13 protein-coding genes are annotated in these 16,948 nt (G+C 39.9%); 5 read left to right on the forward strand and 8 right to left on the reverse strand.

What is annotated here, in order from left to right; genetic code table 11:
- Window positions 1-157 precede the first annotated feature (157 nt).
- The 7 genes from QSE00_RS10010 to QSE00_RS10040 all read right to left on the reverse strand — a co-directional run bounded on the left by QSE00_RS10010 (window position 158) and on the right by QSE00_RS10040 (window position 13,061).
- A complete protein-coding gene (locus QSE00_RS10010; protein WP_286105835.1) occupies window positions 158-1,108 on the reverse strand; it encodes a hypothetical protein in 951 nt (316 codons plus the stop codon).
- 35 nt (window positions 1,109-1,143) lie between these two features.
- A complete protein-coding gene (locus QSE00_RS10015) occupies window positions 1,144-2,337 on the reverse strand; it encodes an exo-beta-N-acetylmuramidase NamZ family protein (RefSeq protein WP_110357206.1) in 1,194 nt (397 codons plus the stop codon).
- Window positions 2,338-2,464: 127 nt separating this feature from the next.
- Window positions 2,465-4,738 carry a DUF6259 domain-containing protein gene (locus tag QSE00_RS10020; protein ID WP_286105836.1) on the reverse strand — a complete coding sequence of 758 codons (2,274 nt, stop codon included), beginning with the start codon at window positions 4,736-4,738 and terminating at the stop codon, window positions 2,465-2,467.
- Between the two features lie 23 nt (window positions 4,739-4,761).
- Window positions 4,762-6,753, reverse strand: a complete 1,992-nt coding sequence (locus tag QSE00_RS10025; RefSeq protein WP_286105837.1) for a beta-galactosidase — start codon at window positions 6,751-6,753, stop codon at window positions 4,762-4,764.
- A 217-nt stretch (window positions 6,754-6,970) separates the two neighbouring features.
- Complete coding sequence (locus tag QSE00_RS10030) at window positions 6,971-8,413, reverse strand: RagB/SusD family nutrient uptake outer membrane protein (RefSeq protein WP_286105838.1); 1,443 nt, start codon at window positions 8,411-8,413, stop codon at window positions 6,971-6,973.
- Window positions 8,414-8,443: 30 nt separating this feature from the next.
- Window positions 8,444-11,773 (reverse strand): TonB-dependent receptor, encoded by a 3,330-nt coding sequence (locus tag QSE00_RS10035; protein WP_286105839.1) that lies wholly within the window; start codon window positions 11,771-11,773, stop codon window positions 8,444-8,446.
- A gap of 130 nt (window positions 11,774-11,903) precedes the next feature.
- The gene (locus QSE00_RS10040) at window positions 11,904-13,061 is read right to left on the reverse strand and encodes a FecR family protein (RefSeq protein WP_286105840.1); all 1,158 of its coding nucleotides are present in this window, start codon (window positions 13,059-13,061) and stop codon (window positions 11,904-11,906) included.
- Between the two features lie 165 nt (window positions 13,062-13,226).
- Between QSE00_RS10040 and QSE00_RS10045 the strand changes: the two genes are divergently transcribed.
- Together QSE00_RS10045 and QSE00_RS25170 are read left to right on the forward strand one after the other, a co-directional pair.
- Window positions 13,227-13,775, forward strand: coding sequence for an RNA polymerase sigma factor (locus QSE00_RS10045; RefSeq protein ID WP_110357212.1), 549 nt, complete (start codon window positions 13,227-13,229; stop codon window positions 13,773-13,775).
- Between the two features lie 184 nt (window positions 13,776-13,959).
- A complete protein-coding gene (locus QSE00_RS25170; protein WP_353477454.1) occupies window positions 13,960-14,160 on the forward strand; it encodes a sigma factor-like helix-turn-helix DNA-binding protein in 201 nt (66 codons plus the stop codon).
- Window positions 14,161-14,193: 33 nt separating this feature from the next.
- Here QSE00_RS25170 and QSE00_RS10050 read toward each other — a convergent pair whose 3' ends face one another.
- On the reverse strand, window positions 14,194-14,403 hold the full coding sequence (locus tag QSE00_RS10050; protein ID WP_110357214.1) for a hypothetical protein: 210 nt from the start codon (window positions 14,401-14,403) through the stop codon (window positions 14,194-14,196).
- An 878-nt stretch (window positions 14,404-15,281) separates the two neighbouring features.
- Between QSE00_RS10050 and QSE00_RS10055 the strand changes: the two genes are divergently transcribed.
- The 3 genes from QSE00_RS10055 to QSE00_RS10065 are packed head-to-tail and all read left to right on the forward strand — an operon-like array spanning window position 15,282 to window position 16,879.
- A complete protein-coding gene (locus QSE00_RS10055; RefSeq protein WP_286105841.1) occupies window positions 15,282-15,734 on the forward strand; it encodes a hypothetical protein in 453 nt (150 codons plus the stop codon).
- A 31-nt stretch (window positions 15,735-15,765) separates the two neighbouring features.
- Complete coding sequence (locus tag QSE00_RS10060; RefSeq protein WP_286105842.1) at window positions 15,766-16,257, forward strand: RNA polymerase sigma factor; 492 nt, start codon at window positions 15,766-15,768, stop codon at window positions 16,255-16,257.
- On the forward strand, window positions 16,241-16,879 hold the full coding sequence (locus QSE00_RS10065; protein ID WP_110357217.1) for a hypothetical protein: 639 nt from the start codon (window positions 16,241-16,243) through the stop codon (window positions 16,877-16,879). The genes QSE00_RS10060 and QSE00_RS10065 overlap by 17 nt, the downstream gene beginning before the upstream one ends.
- Window positions 16,880-16,948 lie beyond the last annotated feature (69 nt).

The raw sequence follows: 16,948 nt of genomic DNA on the forward strand, positions 1-16,948 counted from the left end.
CCAAATCATGTTATATTTAATATTTATTATGAATGAATCTTATACAGTAATTGATGTTATTGTAAAAAAGTTGGCCTAACTCCACTATCCCTTACATAACACTTTAATTTGTATTAGCATCAATGCATTTAGCGATCCTTTAGGGCTATGGGATTGTTCACATACTTCCATCCATTTTAAACTTAAGCTGGGTGTCACTGCTCCATGTCTCTCCCGCCTTTACCTCCATTGGGGTATCATTCACCAGGTTGCGGTAATATTTGCTGTAATTGGTAACATCCCAAATAAATTGAATGGCCACATCATTGTTTATGTTAAACTCGCTCCCCACCACCACAGAGGTACCATTGGATTTGTTCCAGACATAGGCTGTATTGCCCATATCATTTATTTTTCTGTCTCCCGATCTGTCCAAAGTATATACCTCCGAAGTGTCCGATTGGCAAAACTCCCCTATGTCCGTTGCAATACAGGAAATGGACATATATCCTATGGCTATGGTACCGTTCAGTTCCCAGCTGATTTTGTTTTGGGATTCGTAACCGCTATGCCGAAAAACAGATCGTTTTACATGCCTGGCCTCAATAGCGGGTTTTAACTTGCTGGTCTCCCCTTCCCTGGCCGTTCTAAACATTTTGGACGTTTGTCTATAGCTAAATTCCCGGCAAGGCCTTAAGTTGAAGCTCGATGATAATTCCTCCCCGGAGAGCAATTTTTCATCCATATAAAATGCCACGTCCACCAATTTCTCGTCCCCGTGCCAACCCCCGGTAAAATCTATGGCATCCTTAGATCTATAAACACATTCCGATTCCCCGTTTGCCAAGGCTTTTAATCCGGTGGCTTCCATGGCAACGCCATTAAATCTGTATATATTGGCCCTTTGCAGTCTAAATTGATCGGTATTCACCAAGGCCGAGGTATCCAGTTCATGGGCTATTTCAAAACCATAGTAATAAGCCGTATTACCAGTATCCTGCACATAGACCGTAAATTTTTTGCGGCCCTCAAAACCCTTGGTCTCATAAGTAACATAGCACGCCTTATTGGATTTTTCCTCCGAAGCGAAATTGAACGCTAACAACAGTATTAAAATTATTTGAGCCATGGTTCCTAATGGGAATTATAATCAATTAAAACAATTTATATGGTGTGGCCCCCATAAAGTTTTACGGTATTGAGCTGTTGGCGATAGGCAGCCAGGTCTTCAAAGGAATCCAACATTTCCATGGAGCCCTGCTTCTCTACCCAGTTTCTCAATTTGTCGGTTCCATTAATAATATCGATCGGCTCTTTTTCATAATTATACTCATAGGGTGGTTTTAGCCATTCAAAATCCTCGCCAAGATGATGGTATAATTCCCTTAGAAGAAATTGTCCTACCCGCCAAGGCTTAAATATCTTCTTATCCGTTACATGGATCTGGAATCCACCACATGCCACATCGGTATATTTATGGAAGGTTGGGATGTACACTATAGGACGAAAAGTAAATCCCTGTAACTTGTTTTCTAGGGCTTGGGCGTTCAAATGGTTGGCGTAAAAGGAAAAAGGTTCCATCTTGGGATGGCCCACAATCTCAAGGGGTTGGGTGGTTCCCCTTCCTTCACTTAAATTGGTCCCTTCAAAGAGTACGGTACTTGGAAAGGTGAAGGCACTTTCATGCCGCGCCAGATTGGGCGAGGGTAAAAGCCAAGGCAATTTGGTGTCCTCAAAGGCCATTTCCCGTTGCCAATCCCGCATCTTAATAACTTTAAGGTTGGCCTTTTTGGTAGTCCAATAATCCTGATGCATTAATGCAACTTCTCCAATGGTCATCCCGTGCCGTACGGGTATGGGGTGTCTCCCTATAAACGATTGATATTCCAAGTTCAATATGTTCCCTTCAATATCCTTTCCATTCAGGGGATTGGGCCTGTCCAATACTAGAATCTCAATATCCCTATCCCCACATTTTTCCAGTAAAAGAGTAAGGGTGTAAATATAGGTGTACATTCTACAACCCACGTCCTGCAGATCCACAAAAAGATGATCTATCCCTTCCAACATTTCATCGGTAGGAATCCTGGTTTCCGAATAGAGCGAAAATACGGGGATATTAAAATAGGGATGCATCGTATGATCGGTCTCTATCATGTTGTCTTGGGCATCCGTTGAAAAACCGTGTTGAGGCCCAAAAATCTTTACAAACCTGGAGCCGAACATTTCCTTAAAGCGGAAGGCTGCATGGACACATTGGGAATCTACGGAGGCATTGTGGCACAGCAAAGCTACATTGCCCTTAAAACGCCCATGATCGTTTATCAAAACCTCTAAACCAGTGGTGACTCTTTTCATTTTGTGTGGTTTTAGCAAAGTTGATTAGCCCAGGACTACTTACTGTTCGCCCCGGGCAATCTAACAACTAACTCTAACAACTAATGCTAACTCTAATTAACATTACTTTTCTACTCCCAGAAAGGCCCTATGGTGATGGAATAATTTCAATAAGGCACACTTCCCTGGGTTTTAATTGATGTTCTACGGTAATGGCATGGTCCTTATAAGAGGTCAACAATTTCCTGCCATCATTGTTTATTATATAGATCTCCCCGCTCGAAGGAAGGTCGTAATCCTTGGTGTCCACATCAAAGTTAATGAGCATATGCTTTTCACTTATACTGGTCAAGGCTATACCAACATTGCCATCATCGGCTTTCCATGCCCCGGCATATGCCAAGGGATACTTCTTTTTATAAGCGGTAACATTCTTGCCCTTTCTTCCTGCGTAAATGGACAATTTGGAAATATTCAGCTCCTCTTCCGGAATTTGCATGGAGGGCGCTCTTAAAAATTTTCCGTGTAATAGATACTTTAGTCCTTGATATCTAATTTTTGCCAAATTCAGTAAATAATCAATTTCCTCTTTTCTTTGGGTATCCAAAAAACTGTGGTAATTGGAAATGGTCGGCTGCATTCCCCAAACATAGGACCTGGCCTGCTCCATTAAAAATTGCTTGTTAAATATGGGGTCCAAGGGTTGTTCCTGATTCCTGGGGGCAAATTCCTTAGGCCATAACTCGTCATAAGGTGGTGTAACCAAGGAGGAATAATTACCGTAGGTAATTGCATATTCATGATATACCGCCTGAAAAAATGGAATGGTTTCCCATTGACCAATACCGGAATACCGTTCCCTACTTACTTGGAGGGTCAAGAAAAGATCCAAGTAGGGCATCCAACTTTCGTTACCGTGCTCCCCTGCCAAAATGGGTTCCTTAACAATGGAAATTTTGGAGCGAATTTGATCTGTAAGCAATCCAAAATTCTTTAGCCAATAATTCCCGTTACCTATTTCATGTCCGTGAGCTTTATCATAACACACTTTTGTCATACAGGCCTGGTCCATATACACACCATTGGTACCATAGGTATTTACGGCGCTTTCGGACAGGGAGGTATATTTATCTTTCCAGAATTGGGTTCCCATACACATGTTTGTGAGGGAATTGCCCGTAAAAATATTATAGGCATGGGATCTGAGATTCCCATTTATATCCTTTACGGCATGTACCGCTGCATTTTCGGTTTTCCAGCTCTCTGTAGAATCGCCCCACTGAAAGGAATTCATATAGACTATGGAGTGTACCCCTTTTTGTTGCGCCAACTTCATCGCCTTGATAAATGACTCCCCTCCTTCCCTTGGCGGAAAGTATTCCGGAAAACCTTCATCATAGGAGCACCCATGCCACCAGTGCCAAAATACATTGACAGGTAACCCCAATTTTTCTTTTAATTCCGTGGCCGGTAACAGGACATTATCGGACCTACCCCTATTCCATACCCACAAAGCGGTTTCCTCCAACCAATCTGGATTTAGACCTTTCTTAAACCTGCTTTCAGCGGACCATTTCTGTTGGGAGCCCCATTCCCTATACTCTTCGGCAGCGGTAATCCAATCTCCCTTAAACGATCCTATTACAGCTTCATAGGTTGGAGAATATGAATTGGCATTGGCATCAAAGGAAGGATAATTGGACATTTCATAAGTTAAATTATTGGCCCCGTCCAAATCAAAGGAAAAACCTTTCCTGTAGGTGAGTGTATCGTTCGAAGCAAGATATAGACCAATTTTATCGGCATTGTACAATGCCAAACATTGTAATGAAAAATGATCGGGGTAAACCCACTCCATTCTCTTTTCTTCCGTTTTTTTTGCCGAAAGAATTCCCCTCGGGTCTGTTAAAAGTTCTCCCATTATTTTGGGAAGGGCCAATTTTTCCTGCCCTAAATCCTTAAACCCGTTAATCTTGGGAAAGACCACCGTATTGATTTCTTTGCCCTGCGTGCCATCCAGGGAAATTTTCCAATAGGACAAGGCCTTGTCCCTATCGAGTTTAATTTCTGCGGTAACGGTGAGTTCCTTATTGTTATCCCCTTTAAAATTCTCCCATTTTAACACCAAGGTCAATGGGTCCAATTTTGAATATTCAAAATCCAAGGGCAGCTGTAAGGAATCCTGGGCCTGATTGAAATCAATCTCCCATGGCAATTCCATGGTCTTCTTGTCATCCAAAAATTCATAGCCATGAATCAAATCCTGGAAAACAACCAGTGAACCATTCTCCTTGCTAAAACTTAATTTTATTTTACCGTTGTCTATTGTTAAATCCTCTCCGTTATTGGTATTACAAGAGACCAGTGCTGCCAGCACGGTAAAACACAAAAGCATCCAATAATAATTTTTAATCGTTTTCATGTGTCTTTCTTTAAGATTATAATTTAGTCTTCCAAGGGGTTGACTCTTAAGAGTACTGTTGATTTTGGTTTCAATGTCAATTGGAACTGTCTGGTGGCATCATGTAGTATTTTATTCTCCAATGGATCTATCACCTGGGCCTTAAATGGAAAATTGATGGTCCTTTCCCCACCTTCTATGGTATGTATACCCATCCAGTTTCGGCCAATATAGAATACATCCTCCGTATCTATATACCTATGTACACCTGCCTTTCCCCATCTTTCTCCCAATTCCGAAGCCGACCATTTAAATTTTCCGTCCATATACAACTCCCCTTCGTTTGGATCGAAAATTTTGGTTCCTTTGCCATTGGTCCATAGTACGGTTATTCCCCTTTTGTTCCACTTTTTTATTCGGGATTCCTCCTTGGAGGTGAGTTCAAGAAACCCCATTAGCCAAACTACCTTATATTGGGTGGTTGGCATGCTTTTTAGATCCGTACGAAGAAATAGGTCGTACGAAGTCCCTGTTTTGGCGAGTGGATAACGATTGGATAAAATATTCTCTGTAAGATGTCCATAGGTGGGATCCCAAAAAGAGATTTCTTCATCCACCACTACCCCTATCTGTGGTTTCATTCTTTCACCTTGGGATGGGGGAAATGTGCTGTGGAATTGCTGTGTTTTGGCTAAAACATCCAATAGTTCAGGATCACTAAACCATCCGCCCCACATATCGAACCACCAACCTCCATATCCATAGGCCAACATTCTTGCCGTGTTTTTCCATAAAAAGGATACCGAAGTGTCCATGTCCTCCGGGCCTAACCATACCCCGCTCTCATACTGTCCTGGAGGTGCTATCCCGGTTGATCGATCTTTCAACAAGGTAGTTATGGACGTTCTGGTATCGTTTTCCGTAAGCCATAATTTACCATGGAGGTGAACCGAGTTGATAGCTGCCATGGCTGGCCAATCCTCCCCTATTACTCTATTATAAACATTTGGACTCGAGAGATAATCCAGGTCCGGACAATCCAACAACTTCGCCAAGGCCCCGTGTCCGCGCCTAGCGTCCCCTACAAAATAGTGGTATCCGGAAAAGGCTCCCGTTAAAAGATAGCCATGACTCTTTTCTTTTACAATTTTGCTGAAATAGGCAATATTGTTGACCAAGACCTCTGCTTGGAAGCGATACGTATCAATATAGTTCCGATCCTGATCGGGATTCCTCCATTCCCTGCGTTTGGCAGGTTCATCAATATTGGCCAATTGGGCATTTTCAAAAGTCAGGGAAGGGTTGTTCCATGCCTTTTGCAAGGCATTATTGTTTTTATAACTTTCCTTTAACCATTGTCTGAATGCTTGTAAACGTACCGGATTTTGATCCTGATATTGCTTGGGATGATAAAACCATTCCTCTGTTAGGCCACTGGCAACATGGATTCCGGCCAAATAGGGGGAGTATTCGGAAGCCAAAAGCCAATCCAAACAGTCACGGAATACCTCTGCTGTTTTTTCCCTCCAGACTTCCGAGGCGAAGCATTGACGAAAAATGGTACCATCCGGGAGGTGTGCGGCTGCTTCCGGATATAATTGTGTCCACCATTCCGGTGGATCCAAATAGAAACGGATAATAACTTTTGCCTTGGGATCTGCTTTAATAATCTTTTCAAAATCCTTGACCAATCCACTAAAATCGTATTTGCCTTCAGCCAACCAAATGGGAGTCCTAAAAGCACCTATACCCGAAACAGTATTGATTCCCCCTTCACCCAAATAGGCCGGAATGTTGTAAATATGGATTCCGGTTGCCGATATTTCCTTGTAAAATTCCTCCTCGCCCAAATAGGACATATAGGCATAAGGTGGATAGGTTTCACCGTCGATTACCAGGGAGGGATTACCTTCTGTCCATTTTATGGCCGCCTTGGATTGGGCTTGGGTCTTTATATTCCCCATAAAAAACAAGCCTATAAGGAGAAGAAAAAAATAAGTGCTATTAAACAAGAGCCAAGTATTGTGTTTTTTCATTTCAACTAAAATTAATGAATATGTAAATGATTATTTACAAACGGCTGATTTCCATCCCTATAAAAATTGAATATAGGACATAGAGCAACAGCCTTGACATTCCATAGGAATCATGATCATTACCCTTGGAAATAGAGCAGTTCCATTTAAGGAAAATATGGGATATTAAATCGGAGAAGCGGCAAAAGACCACTTCTCCGATCCAAATTTTAAAACACTAGTAGCCCGGATTTTGGTCAGCCTGGCTGATATCTGGATTAGTATCTATTTCCTGTTGTGGAATGGGCCACAATAAATGAACATCCTGTACGGATTTCCCTGTGTTCTGTAAGACCAATTCTTTGGCTTTATCAGTACGTTTTAGGTCGAACCATCGTTTTCCTTCCATATAAAGTTCGTAAGCCCTTTCCTGTAAAACAGTTTCCCTAAAAGACTCCGCCGTCCACCCACTACTTGGGTAATCAACCGGTGAGGCTAGGTTGGTGGGATACCCATAACCTCTCCTTTTTATTTTATTCAAGCTTTCAAGAGCCAAGGCGGATACCGAATTATCGGCCATTGCAGAAGCTTCCGCATATATTAGCAGAACATCGGCATATCGCAAAATTGGATAATCATTGGCGTGACCTTCCCTTTCCGGGGAATCTGGATCCCTGAATTTACTGCATAGAATTGGGGTAGAAGACGGCAAGGTTTCCAATTCCCCTGTACTCCTATTTACATACTCTGTAAATACGTTCCACTCCTTTCGCAGATCGGCATCGTCCCAATTGTCAAAAAATGGTCCAGGAACGGAATAAATAACATAATTACCGAAGGGAGAAAATTGCGTTTCACTCCATAATAGGTTCATAGGCCATCCCCAGCCATCCTGATGGCTAAACTTCATGTAAAAAATCTCTTCAGAGGAACCATTCACAGAGGGTCCGAAAATATTATTGAAATCGGCGCTGGCTGCTACCTCAATCAACGAAAACATTCCAGAATCGATTACTTCCTGTGCTTTATCCCTAGATAAACCATAGTCTTTGTGGTCTAGGTAAACTTCGGCAAGCAGTGATTTTGCGGACCATTTTGAAGGTCTTCCAAACTGGGTCGGGGTAGCCGGCAAATCGGTTTCACCTGCTTTTAAATCGTCTATAATAACTTGATATACCTCTTCAACTGTTCTGCGACCTGTATCTTCCCCTTCTTCTTCCAGGTAAATTGGAACGCCTCCCCAATTTCTCACAAGATGATAATAGCAGTAGGCCCTCATAAACTTGGCTTCACCTATCAAAGCTTTTTTGTCCGTATCGGATAGATCAATATTATCGATCATGGAAATGGCAATGTTGGCGTTTCTGATGCTTTGATAAAAGCGCTCCCACATGGTACCGGCCCTATTGATATTGGTTTGGTCAAATCCCTGATACTCACCTAAGGGCTGTGTTGAACCCCTTCCATTTGCATAATCTGCCTGGATATCGAGCATTAGCATATAAAGCGATCTGAAATTATTCCTGGCGGGGACGTAAATGGCATTTACGGCGGCTACGGCATCATCCATATTGCCGTAAAAGTTATTCTCAGTAAGTCTGTCCTCAGGAACTTCATCCAGGAAATCGCTGCACGATATAATGGACAGAAAAATTAGTGTATATGATAGTATTTTTTTCATGATATTTTCTAATATTTTAGTAATAAATATTTATAAGTTAATTCTAACACCTAACATGAACGTCCTGGTGTCAGGATATCCGAACTGATCTATCCCTTTAGAAATCCCACCTCCATGAGTATTGAGTGTAGGTGAATAAAATGAATAATTCGTAAAGGTGGCCAGATTCTGTATATTAACAAATATCTGAGAATTGTGAATTGGCAAGGATTTAAAAGTATCCCCTTTCAAGGTATATGACAGGCGTACATTCTTAATTTGAACATAGGAGCCGTCTTCAATGAACCTATCCGAACCTTGGTATCTTGTATTGGAACTTATCTTTGGATATTTGGCATTTGGATCGGGATTCTCTGCTGTCCAATAATTGCCTAAAACATCTCGAATCTGATTAATTCCGAAACTAAATCCATCCGCCACATTGGACAAATTGTAATTTAGTATATCGTTACCTTGGGAACCACTTACCAATACTGTTAATCCGAAGTTCTTATAGCTCATATTGCTATTGATCCCAAAAATAAAGTCCGGGTTTGGATCCCCTATAATTTGTCTGTCCAAACTATTGATGGTACCATTTACATCCGTATCAACGTAATTGATCAGCCCATCATCGGTGAGTCCGTCTTCCACAAGGCCATAAAAGACTCCAACGGGATGGCCTTCACGAACCAAACTCATTGCAGGAAGTGCATTTCCTAGTCCAACTCCAAAAATATCGCCACCTTCGGGCAAACTCAATACCTTGTTGCGATTGGACGAAAAATTAACCCCTAGGTCCCAACTGAAATCTCCTTCCAAAACCCTTGAATCCAATGATATTTCAAATCCTCTATTTTCCATACTGCCCAAATTTGTGGTTTGGGAAGTATATCCAGATGACAAAATAACGGGTATGGAAGCCAGCAGATCTTCTGTCTTTTTATAGTAGTAGTCAAAAGTAACTTGAAATCTATTTCTAAATAATCCAAAGTCGACCCCAAAATCTGTTTGAGCCGTAGTTTCCCATTTTAGATTGGGGTTTGGCATAGAACTTCCCGGTGCATACCCTATATTAATATTGTCGTCAAAGACGGTTTGGGAACTGGATAGTATAGAGAGCGATTGATATGGTGAAACTGCCGTATTCCCGGTTTTACCCCAACTGGCCCTTAACTTTAAATTGCCAATAAGATCGTTTTCCTTTAAAAAATTCTCCTCACTTACCCGCCATGCCAGGGCTGCGGAAGGGAAGTAACCCCATTTATTTGCTTTGCCGAATACAGAAGAACCATCGGCCCGTATACTGGTAGTAAGTAAATATTTACCCTTATAACCGTAGTTTAGTCTTCCTAACCCTGAAAGTATGGAGTATTCACTACTTGCTGAAATAGGGGTTCCAGGGGAACTACCAGCCTGTATGCTGTTATTCTCAAGAATATCTGATAAAAATCCAGTAGAAGAAGCACTTAAGGATTGATTTGATGTTTTTTGGGAAGTGATCCCTCCCATAACTTTTAGATCGTGATCGTTATTAATTTCCTTGGAATACGTCAATAGGTTCTCGTTAACTATATCCGTAAATTCCCTATAGGAAATTGAGGCGGATCCTGTTGCGGAGGGTTGAAATATTGATGGGGAGTAATTGTCGCCCCTAGTATTCTCATATTGCACCCCTATAGAAGAATACAGCACCAAATCCTTGGTGATTTTACCTTCTGCAATTATATTGAGCAGCAATGCATTCTCCCTGGATAATTGTTTCCTTTCCAATGCCATGGCCACAGGGTTCTCCACTATATCCGGACTAAAGGCATAAGGTCTAACATTGCTATATTCGCCATCACTGTTAAACACAGAAACTGTAGGTGGGGAAATAAGGGCCCCGCTCAACACACCAGCTCCCCGTTCTGTATTATTACTGAATATATTATTGTTTTTCTTTCTACTCAATATATTATTAAATGAAACCTTCCATTTGGAATTGATCTTATGCTCCAGGCTAGATCTTAATTGTAAATATTCGTAACCCGAGTTTATGATAATTCCCTCTTGATTAAAATAATTACCAGAAACATTGAACACCGTTTTATCATTACCTCCCGAAACTGTTATTGAATGGTTTTGAATCACTGCATTCTGAAATATTTCGTCTTGCCAGTTGGTACCATTTTCAAAGGATGCAATTTCAGCATTGGTAAAATAAGGAGCTATGTTATCGTTGGAGGCCCTCACATTGGCAAGGGTAGCAAACTCCTTGGCGTTTAACATGTCTATGGTGTTATTCACTTTTTGGAATCCGGTATATCCATTGTATTCAATGGAAGTCTTGCCTTCCTTGCCTTTCTTTGTGGAAACAATAACCACTCCATTTGCTCCTCTTGCCCCATAAATTGCGGTAGAAGAAGCATCCTTTAAAATTTCTATTGATAAAATATCATTGGGATTGATGGAACTTAGATCTCCGATAATAGGGAAGCCATCAACAACATATAAAGGATTGTTACCCCCCAAAAGTGAATTTCCCCCTCTGATCAGGACACTTAGACCACTACCTGGTTGTCCTGAATTTTGTAGAATCTGAACTCCCGTAGCTACTCCGGACAGTGCCTGCACCGGATTGCCCACCGCCTGCAAACTAACGGCTTCACCTTTAATGGAAGCTACAGAACCGGTTAGGTCACTTTTCCTTACCTGTCCATATCCCACTACCACAACCTCTTCCAGTCCAGCGGCACTTTCCTGCAGGGTTATAGTCATGTTGGTTTGTCCGTTGACCAATATCTCCTTAGTAGCAAAACCAAGATAGGATACCACCAATTCTGGATTGGCCGAGGACAATTCTATTTCAAATTGTCCATCAAAATCGGCTGTTACCCCGTTCACTGTACCTTTCTCCACAACATTGGCACCCGAAAGTGGAGTTCCGTTATTGTCTACAATTGTTCCACTTACCGTTAGTTGTGGTTTGGCAATCTTATCAATTTTAGGCATTGGGCCAAACTGCGTTTGCAGGTTCGGTTCATTCTTCAGGATAATTTGTCTATCCAATATTCTAAAGGAGATATTGGTTCCAGAAAACAAATCGGTCAATACTTTGTGGATCCTTTCCTTTTTAACGTGTACTGAAACCACTCGGTCCCTATCTATTACGTCCTGGTTTCCTAAAAATTTATATTTACTACCTGCTTCAATTTCCTCAAATACCGTCATTAATCCAACGGAATCGAGATCCAAAGTAATCTTGGCAACCTGTGAATAGGTATTGGCCTGTACCCTAAATAAGGCAATTATTAAAAAAAGAGTGGTTAACTTCATTTTTAAACTGATATTGGGATACAATGCATGCTGCATTCCCAAACGAATGTTTTTTTTATTCATACTTTTGTTTAGTTTTTGTGGTTAATATTTTAATCACCTTTTACTATCGGGGTATGTAGCAGCATATCCCGATTTTTTTATGTTATAAGATGATGGGTCAATAGAATGTTAAATCATAGGCAACTGTTATTTAAGGTTGGTTTATTTCAATTTTATTTCCTACCCTGATATATGAAAAAGGGATACTACTCTGAAAATAGGTCATTACCTGTTCAATAGTCTCCGTATCGAACTTTGCAAAAAATTGCTGACTGTCCAAAAGTCTGTAATTGTTGGTAATGGAAACATCATAATGGCGCTCCAACACCTTTAAAATTTCTGGAAATGGTCTAATCTTAAATATGATCTGCCCATTGATCCAGGAAGTATATTCATTTACGTCGACCACTGCGATATCCATATCGTTTTCCAATTTTTTCCAAGACGCAATTTGCCCTGGGGCCAGTAAATATTTGTCCTTATCCCTTAGTTCCCCACTGGTCTGGTACAATTCAACAGCACCTTCTACCAATACAGTGCTAACAGTGTCATCGTTTGCATAGGAACTAACATCAAACTTGGTTCCCAGTACACGGATATTAATATCATCGGTGTTAACGATAAAGGGGTTGTTCTTGTCTTCAGACACTTCAAAAAAGGCTTCCCCGTCCAAGAAAACTTTTCTATTCTGATTTTTTAAGAATCGAACGGGATACTTAAAATGGGTGCCGGAATTAATGTGGACTATGGTACTATCGGAAAGAATCAATTTCATTTTCTTCCCATTGGGCACCACCAATTCGTTATAGACAAGACTTTCTTCCACTTGATTGTTGGAATTGGAAGTCCCTACATTTTTATAATCCAATTCACCTCCATCTTGCCGGCCAACAACTTTACCCGAGCTATCAACAATTACTACACTGCCATCTTCCTTAATAACCTGAATATTTCCATCCTCCTGTTTTATGGTAATGGCATTGGCATCTATATATGGTTCATCAGATTTGCCCAGAGTTAAATACATTATATAACCTATCCCGAACAGGGCTATAAGAATTGCGGCCCGTTGATACCATATGGTACTGGAGCGTCTTTGTGCAATCCTATTGTCCTGGATTTTATGCAACAGGAGGGAATACTCCTTTTCCAAATCCACTTCCTGTAGACCTAAATTCAATTGATAATGGTTTTCTACAATGGCCTTGAACTTCTTTTGGTTTTTTCCCTTTTCCAACCAAACCTTAAGTCGCTCCATTTCAACACCATCAATGGAATCATCCAAGTATTTATTTATTAATTTCCTCAATTTTGATTTCCCTTAATTATTAACACATTAAATTGCGTATTCTTAGCGGAAACGAACAGAAAACAAAAAACCCTTAAAAAAGGCAAATATATTTTTCATATTTGTGACAAACCAGCTAACTTTATTAACCACCCCCTTAATACATTGAGGGACTTATAATCCAAAATGCCGCAGCAAAAAGATGTCTTTAAAATAGTATTTGAGCAACTTTACGGACCACTGCTAGCCTATACCAAAACACTTACGAACAATCACGACCAGGCCAAGGATATAGTCCAAAACTGTTTTATTACTTTATGGCAAAAGCGCCCTGATTTAGTGGAAAGTCCGGCCTTAAAGAGCTTTTTGTTTACCACCGCCTATAATTCCTTTATAGATCTTTACCGGAAAAATCAACGGAAAAATAAAATCTTTGATGAGCTTAAATACAATATGGCCAAAGAGAGCCTTATGGAAGAAGTAAGCCATGTTGACCATAAAATTAAAAAGTTAAAAATGGTTGTTGACAAATTACCCCCCAAGTGTCGGGAGATATTACTGCTTAATAAAAGGGATGGATTAAAGTACAAGGAAATTGCCTCGCGACTCAATATTTCAGAGAAAACGGTGGAAAGCCAGATGCGGATAGCATATAAAAAAATCCGGGAGGAATTTAAAAGTGATAAACAGATTTTAATGGTAATATTCAATGCGGCTTCAAAGTATTTGGGATAAGCGTTTTTCCTATATAAAAAGGAACAATAGTTTCCCATTGTTCCTTTTGCAACTCAATCAACTCAATTCAAGTTTTTAGGTGTTGGGCAATCCTTTAAAAAAGATCACACCTTTACTCACTAGGTGGGATTGAATACTCCGACACCGAAACGACAATCTGAAAACAGCAAGTCTAATTTCAATATTGACCGGACGAATAGCTTTTACATTCAAATATGGTGTACCTACGATACCCGGAGATAAACACAAGGAAATAGCCGCCCAATTGAATATTTCCGAAAAGGCTGTGGAAAAACATATTAGTCGCGCTACCCAAAGCATAAAAAAATGGTTCAAGAACAAGAAAAATAATTTGCTCCTGGTATTTTTAAATTTTTTTCACTGACAATGGTTCGCAAAAAATCTGGCCTTACAATTTTTATTCTTTTCTAACGGGGAGTTTGGATACAGCATTAAGGGAATCTGAAGGCACCTCATTAGTTCCTACCGGAGAAACACATCTTAGAGGATTGTTTAAGCAAGCACAAACTTCAGGATCCTCTTGACAAGCTTCATTGTCGCTTGCACAGGAATTACCCATTAATAATAAAGAAAAAATGGCCAGAATAAATAAAAATTTTGTTTTCATGTTCTCTGTGTTTAGATAGTTTCCAATTACAGTCCCTAAACTATTCAAAAAGATTATTTTTAAATACTACGTATGTAACCAAGTATATAAGACATGTAACACGCAAATAATTGGGTCATAAGAATTCCATAATAGGTCTTCAATTCCTATTTTTTCTATATTTATAAGGTGGCTTCATTTTTCCTAATTAATTTTTGAACATAATTGAATAAAGCCAGAAAGTGGTCTTTGTTAGGGGAAAAACGGAAGTGTGCCCCCCCTACACCGCCTATTGCACAGGTTTAGGACCGATATATTTAGGAGCATTTTTACAGGCAAATAAAGATTGTACTTAATTATTCTATTGAGGAAAGTTCTTATGGAATACCTGATTTCATTGCTGTTCTATGAAACTGATGAAGTAGGTTCAAGAATACCATCTTCTTTCATTTTCCCCAATTGGTTGTTATTGCCTGCCTATTCGGCAGACAGGTTTTTTATCGGATTTCGTGAATCTTCAATTTCGTCTTAAATAATGTGGTTTCCACATCGGAAGATGGAAGGGCTGTCTACCTTCATGTAAGCGTAGATATAAGTTATTTTTTCTAAGCTACAGCTGGCTCCTCCTAACCAAGGTACGGTGTACCTTGGTTATTCGGCACTGGTCGTTTTTTATTCATCGCTTGGTCTATTGATGTTTAATGGTATTCATGAATGCTAGGCATTTGGGCAATGCAAAAAATGAACAGAATTCAAACTCTGGGATAGTTTATTCTAACTTTATTAATTCACAGTCGATTTTTGGGATTGATCCAGTAAAAAACATCTATTTTAAAAAAAACATCCATAGGGTGTAATAATCTATGTCTTTAGCCACTAACCAAGAAAAGATTAAAATTATGACACTACAAAATGCACTGGAACATTTTAAAGGATTGGAATCCAAAACCAATGTAAAGGCGGAAATTAAAACATATCAAAAGTTCATTCAGATATTGATAAGTTTGGAGAACAGTGATTTAACGGACTCTGAAATTCGATCTATAGAACAGCAATTGGATGTTCTTGATTTAAATGAAAGTACAGCAAAAAATAAAAAATATTACAGCAAAAGACTCAAGCAGTTTCAAAAATATTTGAAGGATACTTTTTCCTTGACGCCTAAGGGATATTACACTAACCTGGGTATAGGATTGGGATCATCTTTTGGAATTATTTTTGGAATAGTGGTACTTTCGAATTTTGAACGGTCTATGGGCATATCGTTCGGCATTGCCCTCGGAATGCTGATCGGCCTGGTCATAGGACGTCATTTGGATTCTCAGGCCAAGGCTGCTGGGAAGATGATATAACCCACCTTAACCAAGCCATTAAACTAAAAGAGTGAGCAACGATTTTTATACATCTTCCATTTTGCCCTATGCCGCAATTATCATAAAGATATGCAGGGCATATACCAATACACAGCAAGATTTTGAAGATTATTATCAGGAGGTGTGCTTGCAAATTTGGAAAAGCAGAAATAACTTTCAGGGACGTTCCGAGTGGTCTACATGGGTATATAGACTATCTCTTAATGTAAGTATGACCATGTTGAAGAAACAGAAAAACAACCACCGGCCTATAGCCTCGGATAGGATACCCCCCGATATATTGGATGAGCCCCGTGTTTTTATCGACGATTCCCTAGAGCAACTTTATGCTGCAATCAGACAACTGTCCGAGGTTGACAGGGGGGTTATTTTACTTTATCTAGAAGAAAAATCCTATAAGGAAATTGCAGATATCATGGGCACCAACCCAAATAACATTGGGGTCCGCATACAACGAATTAAAGTACGACTTAAAAAAATATTGGATGGAAAAATCAATTGAAAACATTTGGAAAGAAGGCTTCCTAAATAGGGATGCTTTAATTGCCCCTAAGGTAAATGATATATACAACAAGAAGTCGATTCATATCATTGAAAAATTCAAAAGGATGTTCCTGATCAATATATGGGGAATTATCATTGGCTCTTCCCTCCTTTTTATTGCGTCCTTTTTCGTTGGAGCTTTGCTGGCAGGCAGTATTGTGCTGACAATGATGTTCTGGGTTGCATACACCGCTTATCAAGAATTACAGGCTTTGGAAAACATAGATAAAGGGCAAAGCAGTTATACTTTTTTAAAATCCTTTAAGGATTGGATATCCAAATCCATCGATCGGTATGGAAAAATGTATAGGGTAGTATATCCTGTCTTAATTCTTGTTTTCTACTTTGGCATTTGGTTTTCCGATATGTTTGCAGGCAAGCGGGAAATGGTCGCAGCCAAATCAAATGATTTGGTGTTCGGACTGCATATCCATACCACCATTATCATTATAATTGCGGCTGTTCTGATGGGTATTTTCAGTAAGGCCATTCATAGAAGGGATGTAAAAACAATTTATGGGGGAATATTAAAAAAACTCGACTTGGCCGTGGTTGAAATGGAGCAATTGAGAAATGAATAACTCCTAGCTATAAAAAGCAAACGGGAAATACACCAAAATAAGGTAATGGGAAAATAAAGGGTTTTTCAG

It is taken from the genome of Arenibacter flavimaris (genome assembly GCF_030291335.1).
GTDB lineage: Bacteria > Bacteroidota > Bacteroidia > Flavobacteriales > Flavobacteriaceae > Arenibacter.